Raw genomic sequence first — 15,503 nt, 5'->3', positions numbered from 1 at the left:
ACGGGCCCCTACCGCCGCGGACCTGCCGGGTGCCCTTCGGGCTCGGGATCCGTGAGTTCCGGTTCAAGGCCCTCGGTCACCATCGTGCGAGGGCGTCCGGTGTCGGCCCGCCAGGCTTCGAAGGCCAAGGTCGTCGCGGTGACCACGGCGAGCCCCAGGAGCCAGCCGCCGACGACGTCGCTGACCCAGTGGACCCCCAGGGCGACCCGCGTGTAGCCGACGCCCACCACGATGGCGGGCGCGAGCACCCAGGGCAGTGGGCGCCACCTGGGCGGCACCAGGGGCAGCAGGACCAGCAGCAGGACGGCGCACGAGGTGGTGGCCGTCATCGCGTGTCCGGAAGGAAAGGAGAAGCCGGGCGCGTGGGCGACGGGATCCGCCAGGTGCGGACGGGCCCGCTCGACGGCGGTCTTGGCCAGGAGCCCGATCAGGCCGCCGGCGACCGCCGTGACACTGGCCCAGGCCGCGAGCCGCCAGGCCCGCCGGCTCACGAGCCATGCCACGAGCACGGCCACCAGCAGGCGCATCGTCACCGGATCCCACACGAAGTCCGAGAGGACGCGCAGGAAGAGCACTCCGTCCGGGTGGGCGAGGGCGGCGGCGTGCAGGCGCTCGGCGGTCGCCCGGTCCAGCCGGTGCAGCGGGGGCCACTGGGACTCCACCAGGACCAGGGCGAGCGCGAAGGGCACGGAGGCCAGCGCGGTCGCGGCCGCGGCGAGCACGAGCCTGGCGCCGAAGGTGGCGTCCGGCCCGGCGTGCCGGGTCAGCAGGCTCCGTGGGCTCCGTCGTCGAGAACTGTCGGTGCGCCGTGCCATGGTTGCGGGTTCCTCTCGTGGGCCGGTGGCGGGCCTCCGGCCGCCGACGAACGGGCTGGGGAAACGGGATGACGGAGGGGGTGAAATCGGTGCGGGAGGAGGGCGACCGGGACGAGGTCAGACTCCGGGGTCGGCCGTGACCGGCTCCCGCGTCCCCGCCCTCACCGCTTCCAGTTGGGCCGCGAAGGAGAGGCCGAGGAAGAGCGCCACCGAGGTGAGGTAGGACCAGAGCAGCAGCGACACGATCGCGCTGAGCGGCCCGTAGACGCTGGTGAATGAGCTGCTTTCGCCGATGTACAGGCTCAGGGCCCAGGTCGCCAGGTTCCACAGCACCAGGTAGACGACGGCCCCGAAGGCCAGCCAGGTGTATCCGGGCTGACGGCGGCGCGGGGAGAGGCGGAAGATCGCGCTGGTCGCGAGGACGGCGAGCAGGACGCCGACGGGCCAGCGCAGCCACTCCCAGGCCTGCACCGTGGCGGGAGAGAGCCGGTAGACCTCGCCCAGTGCGCGGGTGAGGTGGGTGCCGAGCACGGTGAGGATGAAACTGAGTCCCAGCGGAAGTCCCGCGAGCGCCGACATCACCAGGCCGCGGGTGTACTTCTGGAGGAAGGGCCGGTCCCGCTCGTTCCCGTATATGCGATTGGCGCCCCGTTCGACCTGGCAGAGGCTCGTGGTCACGTTGACGAGCGAGAACAGCAGGCCCAGCCACAGCGCGGCCTGGCCGCCGTCGCCCGCATGACGTCTGCTCTCGCTCAGCGCATCGTCCACGACGGCCTGACCTGGGCCGCTGGTGAGCCCGCGGATGGTGAGCTCGACCACGCGGCCGGCGTCCTCGGTGTGCAGGACGCCGGACAGCCCGACGGCGGCGATGGCCAGCGGGACGATGGACAGGACCGTTTGCAGAGCGAGCGCGCGGGCGTGGCTGAAGCCGTCCGCGTAGCGGAACCGCACGAAGGAGTCGCGGGCGAGCGGCCAGCCACCGTAGCGCCGTAGAGCCGTCCACGCCTCGTCGGCGGACAGTTCCTCACCGCTCACGTCGTGCTGCTGCGGTACCCGTCGCGCCGTACCCATCGCGTTCCTGCCTTCTCGAAGAGCCTGCGGAACCCGCGGATGCTTCCCGGGCCCGCCCTGACGTGCGGCCGCGCCTCAAGGCGTCGGGCCCGGGGCCGCCGGAAGGGGCGCGGACCGATCGGCGGGCGCACCTGCCTCCTCCGCGGCGGCCGGAGCCCCGGGCACGCGGGGCAGGTACACCCGCAGGGCGCCCGGTTCTACCTCCACGGTGAGGCGGACGCCGTCGGGCACGGCATCGCCGTCGAGTTCGCGCGGTTGCGGTGCGGCGCAGCGGATGTCGATCCGGGCGGCGGAGAAGTACTCCAGCGCTCCCCCGGCTTCGCTGCGCCCGGTCCGCGGCCCGGTCCCGTTGACGCCCCCCGCTCCGGTGGGTGCCGGCACGCCGCGGCCCAGGAGGCGCGCCGCGAGGTGGCCGGCCGCGGTGAACCATCCGGCCGCGCCCCGCGGGTCGAACAGCACCACCTCCAGGCGTCCGCTGTCCGGCCGGGCCTCCGGCAGGAGCGGCAGGCCGCCTTGGAGGGTGCCGACGTTCCCGATGACGACCATGCGCGCGCGGCGCCGCCGCCTGCGGCCGCCGTCGATGCGCACCGTCAGCCGTACACCGGGATCGTTCAGGTGCCGCACGGCCGACAGGACGTACGCGGCCCAGCCCATCCGCGACTTGAGCCGCGGGGAGGCGTCCCGGACCATGGCGGCGTCGAACCCGGCGCCGGCCATGACGGTGAACCGCGTCGGCGCGAGACCGTCGCCCCGGACCCGGCCGACGTCGATCCCGTGGCTGTCGCCGGCCAGGGACCCGTCGAGGGCGGCGACCGGGTCCATCGGGAGACCGAGGTTCCGCGCGAGGAGGTTCCCCGTACCGCAGGGCACCAGGGCCAGCGGGATTCCGGTGCCCGCCAGGACGTCGGCGCAGGCGCGCAGGGTGCCGTCGCCCCCGCAGACCACCACGAGGACGGGCCGGACGGCGGTGAGGTCCTCGGCCAGGCTGCCGCAGGCACGTTCGGCGGAGGTCAGGATCCAGCGCACGTTCCGGTGGCCGTGGCCGCGCAGCACGGCGCCCAGCCGGTCGGCGAGTTCGTCGGGGCAGCCGTGCGGGTGGCGCACCACGATGACCGGACCGTCGGTGCGGGGGCCCGGCCCCGGCCCGGGCCGCTGTGCGCGGGCCCGTTCCGGAAGGGACTCGCGCCCGTGCAGCAGCGCGAACCCGACGATCAGCAGGGTCGCCGCTCCGTTGAGCAGGCCGCCGACGACGTCACTGGGGTAGTGCATGCCCCGGTACATCCGCGCCAGCGCGACGGCCGCCGGGATCAGGAGCAGGGACCCCGCCACGGCGTGGCGCCAGGTGCCGCGCATGCGCAGCACCGCGATGACGGCGAGGCCCCCGTAGAGAGCGACGGACGCCCCCACGTGTCCGGAGGGAAAGCTCGACGTCGGAGGCGCCGCGTCCAGGTGCGGTACGTCGGGGCGGGGGCGGTCGACGAGGGACGTCACCAGCAGGAACACCGCCGACTGCACGGCGACCGAGGCGCCGAGGAAGAGCGCTTCGGTCCGCAGCGGGAGACGGGGAAGCACGAGCAGGCCGACGACGCAGACCAGTGTCACTCCGACGACCACCTGCGTGCTGGCCAGCAGGGAGAAGAACTCCGATACGCCGTTGGCGACCTCGCCGCGGCGTTCCACCAGGTCACGGCCGGCCGACCCCTCGTCCGCCAGCGGCGTGCGCCGGGCCGCGGGCCCGGTGACCAGCCGCCCCAGGCCCACCATGAGGGCGGCCTGGGCGGGGAGGAGGAGCAACGGCCACGCACCGCGCAGCGAAGGACCGCGACTTCTTTTCATGAGCCGCTTGTGGCCCGTCAGGGCCGGATGATGCGCGGGGCGCGGGGCGGACCTGTCTCCGGGGTTCGGCATCGGAACCTTCGGGGCCGTCGGCTAGGGTCCTGAGCGCCAATGGTCCGATCGAGGAGTGCCGGTATGACTGACAGTGCGCAACGACTCGGCGCTCCGACGGCCGCGACCGGCGACAGCGGTCTCGCGGACGTACGGATCCGCCGCATACGCCGGCGTCTGGAACGGCTCATCGGCATCGCCGCGACCGAGGGCAACAGCGTGCGGCCCCTGCGCAACGGGGACGCGATCTTCACCGCGATGCTGGACGCGATCGGCAGTGCCCGGCACACCGTCGACATGATGACCTTCGTCTACTGGCGGGGCGACATCGCACGGCGGTTCGCGGAAGCGCTGACCGACCGGGCCCGTGCGGGCGTGCGGGTGAGGCTGCTGCTGGACGGATTCGGCAGCCGCCTCATAGAGCAGGATCTCCTGGACCGGATGAGCGGGGCCGGAGTGGAGGTCGCCTGGTTCCGCAAGCCGCTCCTCCTCTCGCCGCTCAAGCAGAACCACCGCTGCCACCGCAAGGTCCTCGTGGTCGACGAGCGGACAGCCTTCACCGGAGGCGTCGGCATCGCCGAGGAATGGTGCGGCGACGCCCGCAACCCCAACGAGTGGCGGGACACGCACGTCGAAGTCCAGGGGCCCGCCGTCGACGGCATCGCGGCCGCCTTCGCCCAGAACTGGGCCGAATGTCACACGGAACTCTTCGACGAGCACGACCGGTTCGTCAGCCACGAGCCCAGTGGGGACGCCATCGTGCAGGTGGTTCGCGGCTCGGCCAGTTTCGGCTGGCAGGACATGCAGACACTGATGCGCGTCATCTTGGAGTCGGCCGAAGTGCGGGTGCGTCTGGCCACCGCGTACTTCGCCCCCGACACCTACTTCGTCGAACTGCTCTGCGCCACGGCCCGCCGCGGCGTGGAAGTCGAGATCCTCCTCCCCGGGCCCCATACGGACAAAAGGGTGTGCCAGCTCGCGGGCCAGCACCACTACGAGGCGCTGACCGCCTGTGGGGTGCGCATCTTCCAGTACCAGCCGACGATGATGCACGCGAAGGTCATGACCATGGACGGCGTGGTGTCACTGGTCGGCTCCACGAACTTCAACCGCCGCTCCCTCGATCACGACGAGGAGGTCATGCTGGCCGTCATGGACGCCGGGTTCACCGCCGTCCTCGACGCGCACTACGACGAAGACCTCAAGTCCAGCGAGCTGATCCGTCCGGACCGCTGGAAGCGCCGCTCGGTACTGCAGCGCGCCCGGGAGACCGCGGTGCTCCCCATTCGCCGCTACCTGTAGCAGCGGTCGCGCGCACGGGGTCGAGCTCGCTACGCGGCCGGGGCGCCGAGGGGGAGGTAGGCGGTGATCGTCTTTCCGTCACGGCCGGACCGGATCTCCGTACGGTCCGCGAGCTTGTTGACCAGGAGCCAGCCGAACCCGCCCGGCACCGACACCGGTGTACCCGGCGAACAGGGCAGGAGCGGGGACGCGTCCGAGACCTCGACCGCAACGGCGTCCGGGAGGCGCAGGACGCGGAAGCCGGTGACGCCGCCCGCGTGACGGATCGCGTTGGTCACCAGCTCGGCCACCACCGTGAGTACGTCGTCCAGGACCCGCTCCGCCACGCCCTGGGCGGAAAGAACCTCCCGGGCGGCCCGCCGGGCCTCCGCGGATCTGAGGCCCGGCACGGGACCCGATGGTCCTGGCATCACAGCTCCTCTCCCTCCTGTCTTCGCCCTCGCGCCTACCCCGGCGGCGCCCGGAATCCCACCGCGAGGGCCGGTTCGCGCGTCAGCTGCGGGGACGCGTCGCGGTATCGAGGTAGAAGGCGTCGATGCTCTGGACCGCCTTCTCGAACTCGTCCAGGTTGACCGGCTTGGTGACGTACGCGTTGGCGTGCCCGCTGTAGGCGCCGACGACGTCGTCGGGTGCGGAGGAGGTGGTGAGGACGACCACGGGGATGGTCTGCAAGGCCTCGTCGTTCTTCAGGATGCGGAGCAGGTCCCGGCCGTTCATGCGGGGCATGTTGAGGTCGAGGACGATGAGATCGGGGCGAACGCTGCCGGGAGCACGCAGGTGTTCCAGAGCGGCGACGCCGTCGGTGACCTGGACCAGGTTGCGGGCTCCGCGCTCGGAGAGGGCTTCCTCGATGAGCAGGGCGTCGGCCATGTCGTCCTCGACCAGGAGAACGTCGAAGGGCCGGGCGGGGGTGGTCATCATCGGATGCTCCATGGGTGCTTCGTCGGTGTGGTGGAAGAGTCCCGGCCAGCGGCGCCGTGCACCCTGTCGGGTCATCCCGCATGCGGAGCCCAGTTGCGGGTATCCGGCTCCCGCGCGGGCGGCCGCGCCGGCCACCTCCTGTTGGAGGCGTTCCGTTGCCTTCTGGAGGTGATCCAGCAGGTGGAGCAGGGCCAGCGCCCTCGCCGGCCCCTGCGGCGAAGACTCCTGGGGGGACGGCCCGCGCGGTACCGGACCGTCGGGGGGTTGGAGCAGTTGGAGGGCGAGACGTCCGGCAAGGTCGCCGACCGCCGCGTCCACGACCGCGGCCGTCTCCTGCGGGTCGGTCCGCAAAACGAAGTTCTTGCCAGGCATACCGGGCACCTTAGGCCCAAGATCTACCCGCGACAACATGAGTTGTCAGCCTCCCTCTAGAGTGTGCGGGCCGCGCTCCTTCCTGGGCGGCTCTTCATGGAGGGATTCACAGCATGACCGGCGATCCGGAACTTCCGCGCGCACGGAAGTTCGCCACGTGGACGACCCGGCGCTGGCTGCGCTCGGGAGTGGCGGCCGCCTCGTCGGTACTGATCCTGCTCGGGGTGACCGGAGCGTGGGTGCTGGGACGTACGGCCTCGCTGAGCGAGGATCTCGTGGACACCCGCTCCCCCGCGCTGACGATCTCCTTCCGACTCGAATCCGCCCTGCTCAACCAGGAGACCGGAGTCCGCGGCTACGGCCTCACCGGCGCCCCCGACTTCCTCGAGCCGTACCGCCAGGGGATCTCCGAGGAGCAGGAGCACTCCGCACGGCTGCGGGAGCTGCTGCGCGGTGACCGGGCCGGCCTCGAAGACCTGGATGCCGTCCAGAGCGCGGTGGAGACGTGGCAGGAGCGGATCGCCCGGCCGATCGCCGCCTCGCCGGCCGGCTCGGCCTCCCCACTGGTCGCGGAACGCGCCGCGGAGGGCAAGACCACCTTCGACGCCGTGCGCGCGTCCATGTTCGCCCAGCAGGAGCAACTGCGGGCCTCGCGGGCCAAGGCGAGGGAAGACCTGATGGCCACGATGGCCCTGCGGAACTGGCTGTTCCTCACGATCGCCGGAGTGATCACCCTTCTGGCGATCCTCGTCTTCGAGGGGCTGCGCAGGGGAATCACGACACCGCTGGAACAGCTCGGGTCGGACGCCCGGGCCATCGCCGCCGGTGATTTCGACCACCCCATCACCCCGACGGGTCCCGCGGACCTGCGGCGCCTCAGCGCGGAGATCGACTTCATGCGCCGGCGTCTCGTCCGCGAGCTCGCCTTCACCGAGGAGTCCCGCCAACGTCTCGACGCCCAAGCCGTCGACCTCCAGCGGTCCAACGCCGAGCTGGAACAGTTCGCCTACGTCGCCTCCCACGACCTGCAGGAACCCCTCCGGAAGGTCTCCAGTTTCACCCAGCTCCTCCAACGACGCTACGGCGGGCAGCTCGACGCCAAGGCCGACCAGTACATCGAGTACGCCGTCGACGGTGCGAACCGCATGCAGACCCTGATCAACGACCTCCTCGACTTCTCCCGCGTCGGCCGGGTCCACCACGACCACCAGGACGTCGACCTGGACAAGGTGCTCGCACGGACGTTGTCGTCGCTGGAGGTGAGCATCGAGGAGTCCGGTGCCACGATCACCTCGGACTCCCTGCCGACGATCGCCGCCAACCCCACCCAGATGGGCATGCTCTGGCAGAACCTGATCGGCAACGCCGTCAAGTTCCGCCGCCCCGGACATGCCCCCGAGATCCACGTCACCGCCGCCCGGGAGGACGACCTGTGGCGGTTCACGGTGACCGACAACGGCATCGGCATCGCCCCCGAGTACGCCGAGAAGGTCTTCGTGATCTTCCAGCGGCTCCACACCAAAGACGTCTACAGCGGCAGCGGCATCGGCCTGGCCATGTGCAAGAAGATCGTCGAGTTCCAGGGCGGCACCATCGCCGTCGACCCCGAGCACCACGACGGCACCCGCGTCACCTTCACCCTCGCACCCCAACCCCCGCGGAACCCCGGCCCGTCCGGCATGCCGGAGGCCACTCGCGCCGGCACGGAGCCGCAGCCATGACCGAAACGCGTACCGGCTCCGTCGAGACGGCGTACCGCATCCTCCTCGTCGAGGATGACGAAGGTGACGCCCTCATCGTCGAGGAACTCCTCGAGGACACCGGGCTCCGGTTCGAGCTGATCACGCGGACGAGTCTGGACGAAGCCCGCACCGAGCTCACCCGCGGACCCGTCGACTGCATCCTCCTCGACCTGCACCTGCCGGACATCTCCGGAACCAAGGCGGTCACCACCGTGCGGGACCTGGCCCCGCACACGGCGGTCATCGTCCTGACGGGACTGTCCGAAGCGCAGGCGGGCACCGACGCCATGGCCGCCGGAGCCCAGGACTACCTCGTGAAGGGCAAGGTCGACGCGGACCTGCTGCGCCGCACCGTCCGCTACGCCGTCTACCGCAGCGAAACCGAACGCGTCAGCGCCGAGGCCCAGGCCGTGCGCCTCCACGCGGAGGAGAACGCCCGCCTCGAACGCGGCCTGCTGCCACAGCCGATTCTGGGCACGTCCGCCATAGCCGTCACCACCCGCTATCTGCCCGGCGCCAAGAGCGCTCTCCTCGGAGGCGATTTCCTCGACGTGGTGGAGGAGGACGGGCTGCTGCACGCCGTGGTCGGCGACGTCAGCGGACACGGCCCCGACGCGGCGGCCCTCGGCGTGTGCCTGCGCATCGCCTGGCGCTCCCTGGTCCTCGGCGGCCACCGCGGCACCGAACTGCTCCACCTCATGGAGCGCCTCCTCGTCGCCGAACGCGGCAGCCTCCCGCTGTTCGCGACCTGCGCCCTCCTCACCCTCGACCAGAACGCCCGCACCGCCACCCTCCACCTCGCCGGCCACCACGGGCCCCTCCTCACGACCAGCCGGGGCACCCACGAGCTCCGCGCCACCCACGGCATCGCCCTGGGCGTCGCCCCGGAGGTCGGCAACTGGCAACCCACCGTCATCCCGCTGCCGCGCTCCGGCTCGCTCACCCTCTACACCGATGGGCTCACCGAAGGCCACAACGGCGCCGCTCCGGGCAGACTCGAAGTCGACGGGCTGCTCACCCTCATCGAAAGCCTGCCTCCGGCCGATCCCGCCACTTTCCTCGACCGTCTCATCGAAGAGGCCCAGACCCTCAACGCCGGCCGGCACACCGACGACCTCGCCGTCCTGCGCCTCGACTGGGACGCTCCGTAGCGCTGTGACCCGGGCCCCGTCATGCCGGCGGGCCCGCCCCCCCGTGTGGGGGCGGGCCCGCCGGCATGGGCTCGGGTCAGAAGGGGCGGCCGCCGAAGGGGACGCCGCTGCCGTAGTAGGAGCCGAGCTCTTCGTGGTAGCCGGCGTTGCCGAGGTGCCGGTCGCGGTGGAACTCGGGAGCGCTCTTGATCTGCTCCTTGGTCCGGTCGACGTAGACCTTCTTCTCCTGCGGGTCGACGCGGGTCACCGTGCTCGCCGGCAGGAGCACTTCCTTGCCGAAGATCCAGACCCCGGTGTCCACGACCAGGTAGGCGTCACCGACCTCGTCGGAGTGCTTGTCGACCTTGCCGATGCCGCCGTCGGCCGCCTCGACCTTGTAGCCGGTCAGATCAGCGCCGGCGAGGTGGCCCGAGGTCGACTTGTAACTCCACACATTCTCAGTCACGCGAAACAACTCCTCCGATCAATCGGGAACCGGAAAGGGAAGTCAATTCCCGGCGGTTCCCGCGTGGTTTCCTCAGCGTGCGGGGCGGCCTTTTCGCTTTCCGCCTGAACCGCCCATGCCCCGCTTTCTTTCCGCCACACGCCTGGATCCGGATCCGGGCCGTGTTCACGACGCCACGACCGCACCTACACCGGGGTGTCCGCCAGCGGTACCGGCGCCCACTGCCACTCGCCGGAGTCGACGCGCCCCAGAGCGCGCTCGATGAACGCCGGGTCCGTCTGTTTCCGATTCGACTACGCTGTCGGAGCTGTCACACACGTGAACGAAGGACGCTCATGGCTCGCCCCTACAAGCCCGGACCGAAGCAGTTCGTCTTCGCCGTCGGTGACGGCAACGACCAGCAGGTCTCCGTGAACGACCCTCAGGAAGCCTACGTGGCGTTCTCCGCGTTCTTCCGTGGCCGGAATTCCGACACCTACACCATCAACGACGAAGCGTCGGCGCAGAGTTTGCTCCTCATGCCCGGGCAAGGTGTGATCTCGCGGATCAGGGATGCGGGCCAGCCCCTGTCGGAATACCTCCAGGTCGACAGGGGCAATCGCTACCTTCCGAGCGCGATGCTGTTCTTCGAGAACGGATATGCGGGACTCGACCACTTCGGCCAGTGGTTCCCCGACCTCGCCGACCTCGACGCGTCACCGGAGACCCGCGGTGCCGCCCGCGCCGCCACCATCACGACGGAGGCGGCGGCGATCGGGGAATTCGCCCGGATCTGGGCGAATTCGGGCTACGTGGACCCGAGCGACCAGTACTACGTCTTCTTCGACTCGCACGGTGTCGACGAGGACCGGGCCGAACGAGCCGAACTCCTCGAGTTGATCGGGTTCCTCGGCATCGAACGAGTCGACGCCCCGGACGGGGCCGCCGGGGGCGAGGTCTGGGTGCGCACCGATCCGCGCCTCGACGTCGAATGCGCACGGTGGTCGTGAACAGCTGGTACGGGGTGGATCCGCGACATAGCCGTGCCGCCGACCGGTGCCGTTCCCGGGAAGAGTGAGTACATGAGCGACATCGTTTTCACGCGCCGGAGCGGCTGGATACCGAACGTGATCCGCGAGGACGGCGAGCTGAAGCTGATGCTCGGTGCCGGGGCCGACGCCAACCACGATCCCCGCACGTTCACGTTCTCGATCGGCGAAGCCCATCTCGCGGTGATCCGGGAGGACCTGGCCCGACACCTCCTGTTGTGGAGTGCCGTCCTTCCGCTGTGCGACGCCGCCGGAACCAGGGGCCGGCTCGACGAGAACGCCGCCGTCGCGCTCCTGGACCCGATCCTCCTCGCCGCGCCCGCGGACGTCGACGCGCTCTTCCGGCACATCCCGTGGGACAGGAGCCGGCTCATCGCCCACGGGGCCGACATCGGTCTGCTCGAGCGCGGTCGGGTGTGCGCGGCGATGCGCGCGGCGACGCAGACGCCGAACGGGAAACGAGCCCAGGAGCACCACGCGGACCGCCGTCGCGCCCAGCGCGGCACGGTACTCGGGCCGCTCGACGCCGCGATCCTGAGGTACACGGGCCAGTACCTGCACGGCTCGACGGTTCCGGGGCGGATGCCCAATGCCGTCGAACCCGCGCTGCTGCCCGAGGTCGTGCGGGTGATCGCCACCGCGGAACAGGCGTGCGCCGCGCTGCGGATCGGCCGCCATCCGCGACGGGGAAAGCGCGCCACGGACAAGCGCGACTGGAATCGGATGGAGACGGCGGTCGAAGCGGCCGTGCGCCGTGCACACCCCGAGCTCGTCGATGACGCGGTGCGCACCGTGAGCTTCCTGATGTGCTCGGAGGCCGCGGACCGCTCCCGGAACACCCCCATGGAGGACGACGAGGAGGCCACCGGACACCGCGCCGGCTCCGGCTCCGGCTCCGGCTCCGACGGGAGCGCGAGCAAGACGGCCCTGTCGTTCACCGACGACAAGGGCGTCGAGAAGAAGTGGCGACGGGCCGGCCCCCGCACGGCCGCCGCGGAGTTCTGGGAGTTCGTCGCAGACCGCTCCGCCGCCGACAACGAGGTGTTCACCATCGAGGACGAGGAGATGGGCGAAGGGATCCAGCTCCACTTCTACGCGGACTCCGTCGCCCGCATCACGACGCTCCGCGAGGCGGAAGGCGGTGCGGAGCCGGAGTACCGGGTCGAGTACGGCCTGGTCGACGGGATGGGCGGCTACCGGAACCTGGTGAGCGCCTTCCTCCGCGGCGGCTGCGCCGCACTCGCACAGCACGGCCCCTGGATGTCGGACGTCGCCGAGTTCGAGCGGGCCCGTCGGGGGCGCGACGGCCGGTAGCGCCGACGGAAGCCCGGACCGGTGGCCCGGGGACGTGCGCGCTCACGCCCCTACGGCGTCCTCGACGCTCGTGTGGACGGAAAGGACCGTATCCGCGCCGGTCACGGCGAAGAGCCGGCGCAACTGCTCGCCGGGGGCGGCGATGCGCAGGGTCGTGAGGTGGTGCAGCCGCAGGAGCAGGTTCAGGAAGGAGGAGTCCCCGAATGTGATGCCACCGGCGTCCAGGACCACCAGCGGGTACCGGTCCGCAGCGGAGCTGAGAGCCTCTTCCAGCGGGGCCAGCGTGTCCTGGTCCAGCTCTCCGCGGGCCTCCACCACGCACCCGGTCCCCGCCGGGTAGCTCTCTCCGACCACACCTGACTGAAACTCGTCCCCTGCTCCGGTCATGCCCGCCTCCCCGCTCGCCACCTGTAACCTCGTCGTCAAGGGAGTATGCCTGGTCGTTCGATCGGCAAGGTCTCCGCGGATGCGGACGGCCCCCGGACGCACGGCGTGGTCCGGGAATCGAAAAGGTTGCCGTGCGAAGGGTGTAGGACCGATGATCCGGGGCACACGAGCCCGGGCAGCTGTTCAGTCAACCGGGAGGGAGTGGCCACCATGTCGCGTGCGGCCACCGTCGCAGGACCCATTCGTGCCACCGCCGTACAGGCTCCGGCTGGTGACCGGGGCACCGTGGGAACGCCAACGCCGGACATGGACCACATCGAAGTCGAGAACGCCCGCGAGATGGCGCCGACCGACGCGCGTGAGCTGTCGCGGCACTTCTTCGCGAGACTGCGCACGCTCGAGGAGGGGACGCGCGAATACCAGTACACGCGCAACACCCTGATCGAGATGAACCTCTCGCTCGTGCAGTTCGCGGCACGGCGTTTCCGGGCCCGCGTGGTCGGCGGGGGTCTCGACATGGAGGACGTCATCCAGGTCGGAACGATCGGCCTGATCAAGGCGATCGACCGCTACGACCTCGACCGGGAGGTCGAGTTCTCCACCCTCGCCCTCCCCTACATCATCGGTGAGATCAAGCGGTACTTCCGCGACACCACCTGGGCCGTGCACGTACCGCGCCGCCTGCAGGAGCTGCGTACGGAACTCGCCAAGGCCCAAGAGGCCCTGAGCGACGTCCTCGGCAGGGCGCCGACGGTCAAGGAGCTGGCCCAGCACCTGAAGTTGTCCGAGGACGAGGTCATCGACGGGCTGATGGCCGCGAACGGCTACACGAGCAGCTCCCTCGACGCCTCCGCCGACAGCGACGAGACGTCCTCGGCGGGCCGCGGCGCCCGGCCGGCGGCGGAACGCCACGGCGCCCTCGATCCCGGCATGGAACTCTTCGAGGAGTTCCACACCCTCGCGCCCCTGCTGGGGCAGCTGGACGAACGCGACCGGCTCATCCTGCGGATGCGCTTCGGCCAGGAACTGACCCAGGCCGAGATCGGTGCCGAGCTGGGCATCTCCCAGATGCAGGTGTCGCGCATCCTGTCCCGCACGCTGGCCCGGCTGCGCACCGGCATGCTCACGGAGTAGGGAATGGACCCGGCGCCCGCGATGCCACTGACCGCCCACCCACTGCGGGACCGCATCCTGGCCGCCCTGCGGGACTTCGCCGACCTGAAGGCGGGCCGGCCGGGCCGGATCGTCGGAGAGCCGATCCGGCCCGGCCGCTCCCCCGCGGAGGTCCTTGAGGCCACCCGGCACGAGGCCCTCGTCACACGGCCTTAGCCGGCCGGCCACCGTCCTGTGCCCCTACGAGGTACCCGGACTGGCGCCCGCCGTGCTGGCCGACGCCCGGCGCACGCACCTCGCCCTCGCCGACCTGCCGAGCCCTGCGTACGCCGACGCGCAGGGGGTGCCCGCGGACCGCGACCTCCCCCTGCCCGAGCCCGAGCCCGAGGGCGACGTACCCCGCCTCCGCTACGGCCACGGAGATTTGCTCGAGGTGCGCGCCGCGAACACGGGCCTCACCCTGCGGCTCCACGTGGCAACGCCGTGAGAACGGCGGTCGCCTAGACTGTCGGGGTGCGGGGCCAGGGAGAACAGACCAGTGCCAACGTGGGGGTGGAAGACCTCGGTGGAGATCATCGAACCTGAAACGGGTGATCCGTCGAGTGCGGGCCTTCCCACCGCAGGACAGCGCCGCAGGCTCGCCCTGACCGGCGTCCGCGGCGCCGTGGCCAGGAGCCGCGAGTTCACGCGCGAGGCCCTGCGGGACTGGGGCTGGGACGGAACCGAGACCTCCGAGGACGCCCTGCTCCTCGTCTCCGAGCTGCTGACCAACGCCTCCCTCCACGCGGACGGTTGTCACGAGCTCGTGCTCACGGCCGGGGAAAACCTGCGCATCGAGGTCTACGACGGCTCGACCACGCTGCCCAGCCGCAACCCGGCCCCACAGCGCGGCGTCCCGGGCGGTCACGGCCTGCACATCGTGGAGCGCCTGTCCGACCGCTGGGGCTCGCACGCCCACGAGCACGGCAAGGCCGTCTGGGCGGAGATCGAGGCATCCCGGCTCACATCGGGTAGGCCGACCGGTAGATGACCGGCTCCGGCGCCCACCCTCGTGCGTGCGCGGGCCCCCGCACCACCTAGGTGAGGCCGTCGGCCGGCGCCCCGGTGGCGATCCCCTGCCCGAGCGGAGGCCCGGAGGTCGGTGCGCTCGGGTCCCGAAGCCCGTCCGACAGTCGGCAGGACTCGATCTCCGCCCAGACGACCTTGCCCGCGCCGGCGGGGTGGCAGCCCCACCGGTCCGAGAGCCGCCGCACCAGGTGCAGGCCGTGGCCGCCGGGGACGCCCGGGCGGCGCACGGCCCCGGGACGCGGCAGCTCCGCCACTCCGTCGAGCACCTCGATCCGCAGGGTCTCGCCGGAGGTCAGTACGAGCTCTTCGCAGCCGTGCGCGTGCAGGGCGGCGTTGGTGACCAGCTCGGAGACGAGGAGCAGCGCGTCCTCGGCGCTCTCCCGTCCGTCCCAGCCCCAGTCCCGCAGGGTCCGGCGGGTGAAGTCACGGCCCTTGCCGACCGCACCCCGCACACCGCCCAGGGCTAGCCGGCGCCGCTGGCGCATGACCGGGCCACGCACGCCCACGCCCACGCACCGAGGATCACCCTCGGCCTCTCCCGTCATCTTCACTTCCGCCTCACCCTGACCATCGGCTCACTGCGTTCGTGCGGCGCGGTCGCCCCGTCCGTGGTCCGGCCGGACCGGCCGCACGCGCCTGTCGTCCCCGGTCCGCGTATGCCCGGCCTGATCGCCCGGACACGTGGATGCCGTATGCCGTCCCCGCGGTGGATTCCCGGTCGGGAGGGTTCTACCGTGAAAGCAGCACTTGGAGCGGCCATGCCCGACACCTCACGCCCGGCCCACCCGTCCCGGTCACCGCACCCGCCGCCGACGTCCCTCTGGGGATGTCCCGGATCCGGCCGGTTCAGCGGTGGCGGCGGATCCGGGCGTGCGCCGGCGAGATGA

17 protein-coding genes are annotated in these 15,503 nt (G+C 71.3%); 9 read left to right on the top strand and 8 right to left on the bottom strand.

The features are described 5' to 3' along the window. Nucleotides 1-8: 8 nt before the first annotated feature. From OG730_RS37995 to OG730_RS37985, 3 genes are all read right to left on the bottom strand, one after another. Nucleotides 9-815: a phosphatase PAP2 family protein gene (locus tag OG730_RS37995; RefSeq protein ID WP_327308547.1), complete on the bottom strand. Its 807-nt coding sequence runs from the start codon at nt 813-815 to the stop codon at nt 9-11. A gap of 117 nt (nt 816-932) precedes the next feature. Then, nucleotides 933-1,886 (bottom strand): YihY/virulence factor BrkB family protein, encoded by a 954-nt coding sequence (locus tag OG730_RS37990; RefSeq protein ID WP_327308546.1) that lies wholly within the window; start codon nt 1,884-1,886, stop codon nt 933-935. 75 nt (nt 1,887-1,961) lie between these two features. Further along, on the bottom strand, nt 1,962-3,722 hold the full coding sequence (locus tag OG730_RS37985) for a bifunctional phosphatase PAP2/diacylglycerol kinase family protein (protein WP_327308545.1): 1,761 nt from the start codon (nt 3,720-3,722) through the stop codon (nt 1,962-1,964). Between the two features lie 135 nt (nt 3,723-3,857). Here OG730_RS37985 and OG730_RS37980 point away from each other — a divergent pair, with 135 nt between their 5' ends. Next, nucleotides 3,858-5,075: a phospholipase D-like domain-containing protein gene (locus tag OG730_RS37980; protein ID WP_327308544.1), complete on the top strand. Its 1,218-nt coding sequence runs from the start codon at nt 3,858-3,860 to the stop codon at nt 5,073-5,075. Nucleotides 5,076-5,104: 29 nt separating this feature from the next. Here OG730_RS37980 and OG730_RS37975 read toward each other — a convergent pair whose 3' ends face one another. Together OG730_RS37975 and OG730_RS37970 are read right to left on the bottom strand one after the other, a co-directional pair. Continuing rightward, on the bottom strand, nt 5,105-5,464 hold the full coding sequence (locus OG730_RS37975; RefSeq protein WP_327308543.1) for an ATP-binding protein: 360 nt from the start codon (nt 5,462-5,464) through the stop codon (nt 5,105-5,107). 103 nt (nt 5,465-5,567) lie between these two features. Continuing rightward, nucleotides 5,568-6,368, bottom strand: a complete 801-nt coding sequence (locus OG730_RS37970) for a response regulator (protein WP_327308542.1) — start codon at nt 6,366-6,368, stop codon at nt 5,568-5,570. 113 nt (nt 6,369-6,481) lie between these two features. On the opposite strand from OG730_RS37970, the gene OG730_RS37965 reads away from it, so the two are divergent. Together OG730_RS37965 and OG730_RS37960 are read left to right on the top strand one after the other, a co-directional pair. Then, a complete protein-coding gene (locus tag OG730_RS37965; protein WP_327308541.1) occupies nt 6,482-8,089 on the top strand; it encodes a sensor histidine kinase in 1,608 nt (535 codons plus the stop codon). Then, nucleotides 8,086-9,261: a PP2C family protein-serine/threonine phosphatase gene (locus OG730_RS37960; protein WP_327308540.1), complete on the top strand. Its 1,176-nt coding sequence runs from the start codon at nt 8,086-8,088 to the stop codon at nt 9,259-9,261. Before OG730_RS37965 ends, OG730_RS37960 begins: the two co-directional genes overlap by 4 nt. 76 nt (nt 9,262-9,337) lie before the next feature. On the opposite strand, the gene OG730_RS37955 is transcribed toward OG730_RS37960, so the two are convergent. Next, on the bottom strand, nt 9,338-9,706 hold the full coding sequence (locus OG730_RS37955) for a PRC-barrel domain-containing protein (RefSeq protein WP_327308539.1): 369 nt from the start codon (nt 9,704-9,706) through the stop codon (nt 9,338-9,340). A gap of 335 nt (nt 9,707-10,041) precedes the next feature. Here OG730_RS37955 and OG730_RS37950 point away from each other — a divergent pair, with 335 nt between their 5' ends. Together OG730_RS37950 and OG730_RS37945 are read left to right on the top strand one after the other, a co-directional pair. After that, on the top strand, nt 10,042-10,695 hold the full coding sequence (locus OG730_RS37950; protein WP_327308538.1) for a hypothetical protein: 654 nt from the start codon (nt 10,042-10,044) through the stop codon (nt 10,693-10,695). 72 nt (nt 10,696-10,767) lie between these two features. Then, entirely contained in the window at nt 10,768-12,048 is a 1,281-nt protein-coding gene (locus tag OG730_RS37945) for a DUF6357 family protein (RefSeq protein ID WP_327308537.1), read from the top strand. 42 nt (nt 12,049-12,090) lie between these two features. Here the strand turns inward: OG730_RS37945 and OG730_RS37940 are convergent, their stop codons facing one another. Next, nucleotides 12,091-12,435, bottom strand: coding sequence for an STAS domain-containing protein (locus OG730_RS37940; protein WP_327308536.1), 345 nt, complete (start codon nt 12,433-12,435; stop codon nt 12,091-12,093). Between the two features lie 306 nt (nt 12,436-12,741). On the opposite strand from OG730_RS37940, the gene OG730_RS37935 reads away from it, so the two are divergent. The 4 genes from OG730_RS37935 to OG730_RS37920 all read left to right on the top strand — a co-directional run bounded on the left by OG730_RS37935 (nt 12,742) and on the right by OG730_RS37920 (nt 14,578). Next, a complete protein-coding gene (locus OG730_RS37935) occupies nt 12,742-13,569 on the top strand; it encodes a SigB/SigF/SigG family RNA polymerase sigma factor (RefSeq protein ID WP_327308535.1) in 828 nt (275 codons plus the stop codon). Nucleotides 13,570-13,572: 3 nt separating this feature from the next. After that, entirely contained in the window at nt 13,573-13,764 is a 192-nt protein-coding gene (locus OG730_RS37930) for a hypothetical protein (RefSeq protein WP_327308534.1), read from the top strand. Between the two features lie 52 nt (nt 13,765-13,816). Further along, nucleotides 13,817-14,035 carry a hypothetical protein gene (locus OG730_RS37925; RefSeq protein ID WP_327308533.1) on the top strand — a complete coding sequence of 73 codons (219 nt, stop codon included), beginning with the start codon at nt 13,817-13,819 and terminating at the stop codon, nt 14,033-14,035. 78 nt (nt 14,036-14,113) lie between these two features. Next, complete coding sequence (locus tag OG730_RS37920; protein WP_327308532.1) at nt 14,114-14,578, top strand: ATP-binding protein; 465 nt, start codon at nt 14,114-14,116, stop codon at nt 14,576-14,578. Between the two features lie 46 nt (nt 14,579-14,624). On the opposite strand, the gene OG730_RS37915 is transcribed toward OG730_RS37920, so the two are convergent. Beyond that, nucleotides 14,625-15,128 (bottom strand): ATP-binding protein, encoded by a 504-nt coding sequence (locus OG730_RS37915; protein ID WP_327308531.1) that lies wholly within the window; start codon nt 15,126-15,128, stop codon nt 14,625-14,627. Between the last annotated feature and the right edge of the window lie 375 nt (nt 15,129-15,503).

The sequence above is a fragment of the Streptomyces sp. NBC_01298 genome (genome assembly GCF_035978755.1).
In the GTDB taxonomy this organism is placed as follows: Bacteria; Actinomycetota; Actinomycetes; order Streptomycetales; family Streptomycetaceae; genus Streptomyces.
The sequence above is the reverse complement of the archived record's forward strand: the minus strand, read 5'-3'. Positions and strand labels throughout refer to the sequence as shown.